The organism is Gracilimonas sp. (genome assembly GCF_035704785.1).
Lineage (GTDB): Bacteria > Bacteroidota > Rhodothermia > Balneolales > Balneolaceae > Gracilimonas.
Map to the genome: position 1 here is coordinate 1 of NZ_DASSWP010000036.1, position 2,230 is coordinate 2,230.

A 2,230-nucleotide genomic window follows, 5' to 3' on the forward strand; every position below is an offset into this window, starting at 1 on the left:
CTCATCCGGTTCTGGTTTTTGCTTGCCATTTGCCGGCTTTACCCGATGTGCCTGAGTTATTCCATTTTCAGCCGACAAATTGCCATTTTCACCAATTGAATGACCGACCCTTTCAGAAATCTCAAAATCTTTATCTGTAAAGTGTTTTCTCCCCTTTTTAAGAATGACTGTAAAACAGCTGCCTTTCCCTTCTTGTGATTCTATAGTGATTTCACCTCCATGCAGTTCTACAAATTCTTTAACCAGCGCCAGGCCGATTCCTACACCTTCCGAACGCCGGCTATCGCCGCTTTCTGCCTGATAAAAGCGGTCGAAGATGTGCTGTTGCTGCCTTTCACTAATGCCAATACCCGTATCGCTGATACTGATTTTACCGGTAGATGTTGTTTCATGGAACTGAACATCGATGGTTCCGACCGGTTCAGTATATTTGATGGCGTTAGAGAGCAGGTTAGCGATTACTTTCTCCATCTTTTCGTGGTCTAACCATACGTCTGATATTCTATTAAGCTCATTACTGTGTAAATTCAAGGATATATTTTTCTCTTTTGCCGTAAGCTCAAACAGTTCAAAAATATTTTCTGTAAAAGCGGTCAATTCAACTTCCTTGATATTTAATGGTCTTATACTGAAATAGGTTGACACAATTTACAGGAGTCAGACCTATGCAAAAACGACCTCAATATTTCAGTGACAGCTTCAAACTTGGAGTCATTCAGCGCGTTGTAACCGGAGAAATGACGAAAGAACAGGCTAGAATTCATTATGACATTGGTGGCAGCAGTGCTATACTAAATTGGATGCGAAAATTTGGGTATACTTGCGATTCACCGGATTCTAAACCTATGGAAAAGAAACCATTAAAAGATCATCCCAGTGATCCTTCTGAGCTCAAAAAGCAGCTTACGCATACCCAAAAGCTACTTGAGCGCGAACAGCTGCGCTCAGAATTCTATCAGACGATGATCGATATTGCCGAACGTGAATTGGGAATCTCTATCAGAAAAAAGTCCGACACCAAGCTATAATATTATTTCGCCGCAGCTACCGGGTTTCGATGACCCTGTTTGCTGAATGGCTTGGTGTAAGCAGAGCGGCACTTTATAAATCAGAACATCATTTTAGCAACTATAGCCGGCTCACGCAGGTCGTTTTAGACTTTGTGAATGCCGAACGCATTATTAACAAAAAGATGGGTGGTGTAAAACTACATGGGTCTTTTTGCCGGGATTATCCACAAGTGAAGGTCGGGCGAGACCGGTTTTTACGAATATTGCGAGAAAATGGGCGTTTGTTGCGCCGCAAACGTATCTATAAGAAAAAGAGGAAATCTGATTATAGCGGGCGGCAGGATTTGGCTCATAAACTTGCTGTGGCCGGCCCCGGGCATCTTTGGGTTCATGATGATACGGAGGTTAAAACGCTCGATGGAAAAGGACATTTGGCTTTATCTACCGACGCTTATAGTTCCTATGTAGTAGGTTATAGCTGGTCGAGGCGGGCGAATAGCAGCCATGTGGGGAGTGCGCTGGAGATGGGTTTAGCCGATCATGTTCCCGGAGATGTGAAATTGATTCATCATAGTGATAATGGCAGCATTTATGCCAGTAAAGCGTACCAGATGTTGCTGGGTGATCATATAGTGGCAAGTTGGTCGCCACCCGGTCGCCCGGATCGTAATCCTAAAGCCGAGCGCATTAACTTAACGTTTAAGCAGGAATACCTGTGTGATGCGCATACTAAAAGTTTTGATCAGCTGGCAAAGGAACTGCCGGTATATATTCGTCATTACAATGAAAGGCGGCCCCATATGAGTTGTAATAATGGATATCCAGCCGAGGTACATGCCTTGATGTATGAGCCTAAGAAGTTATGGAAACAAAGGCCAATATCTTACCCGGTAAAACCGAGCCAAGATGAAGCCTCACAAAACAGTGATAGCCCATGAAAAGAAAAAGTGTTAACCTTTGCCAGTATTAGTAAAAAATAAACCCAAAAACTGTCAACCTAAATCAGGAAAAGACCAATGTCGGTGAATAAATGATTATAGAAGATTATTTTTGTTGATATACAAAATTAATCTCCTTATTTGTCATCCCGATCGCTCGGGATTTGTTTAGGAACATAGCGTTGAACGAGAGGGATCTCAAATTCTATTTATTGTTCCAATTGTAGGGTTTGAGATCCTTCGCGTTAGAAATCCAAAACCATAGAAAACTTAAAGGCGCTC

3 protein-coding genes are annotated in these 2,230 nt (G+C 42.5%); 2 read left to right on the plus strand and 1 reads right to left on the minus strand.

All coding sequences use genetic code 11. From position 1 onward, the window contains the following. A partial coding sequence (locus tag VFM80_RS02120; RefSeq protein ID WP_395069072.1) for a sensor histidine kinase occupies window positions 1-597 on the minus strand: 597 nt, incomplete at its 3' end. Between the two features lie 68 nt (window positions 598-665). Here VFM80_RS02120 and VFM80_RS02125 point away from each other — a divergent pair. Both VFM80_RS02125 and VFM80_RS02130 read left to right on the plus strand, forming a co-directional pair. Continuing rightward, window positions 666-1,028 carry a hypothetical protein gene (locus VFM80_RS02125; RefSeq protein ID WP_395069074.1) on the plus strand — a complete coding sequence of 121 codons (363 nt, stop codon included), beginning with the start codon at window positions 666-668 and terminating at the stop codon, window positions 1,026-1,028. After that, window positions 1,028-1,948 carry an IS3 family transposase gene (locus tag VFM80_RS02130; RefSeq protein WP_395069076.1) on the plus strand — a complete coding sequence of 307 codons (921 nt, stop codon included), beginning with the start codon at window positions 1,028-1,030 and terminating at the stop codon, window positions 1,946-1,948. Before VFM80_RS02125 ends, VFM80_RS02130 begins: the two co-directional genes overlap by 1 nt. Window positions 1,949-2,230: the final 282 nt, after the last annotated feature.

What these genes read in the sequence shown, in the direction of transcription:
- VFM80_RS02125 (WP_395069074.1), top strand. Translation starts at nt 666, where the DNA reads ATGCAAAAACGACCTCAATATTTCAGTGACAGCTTCAAACTTGGAGTC.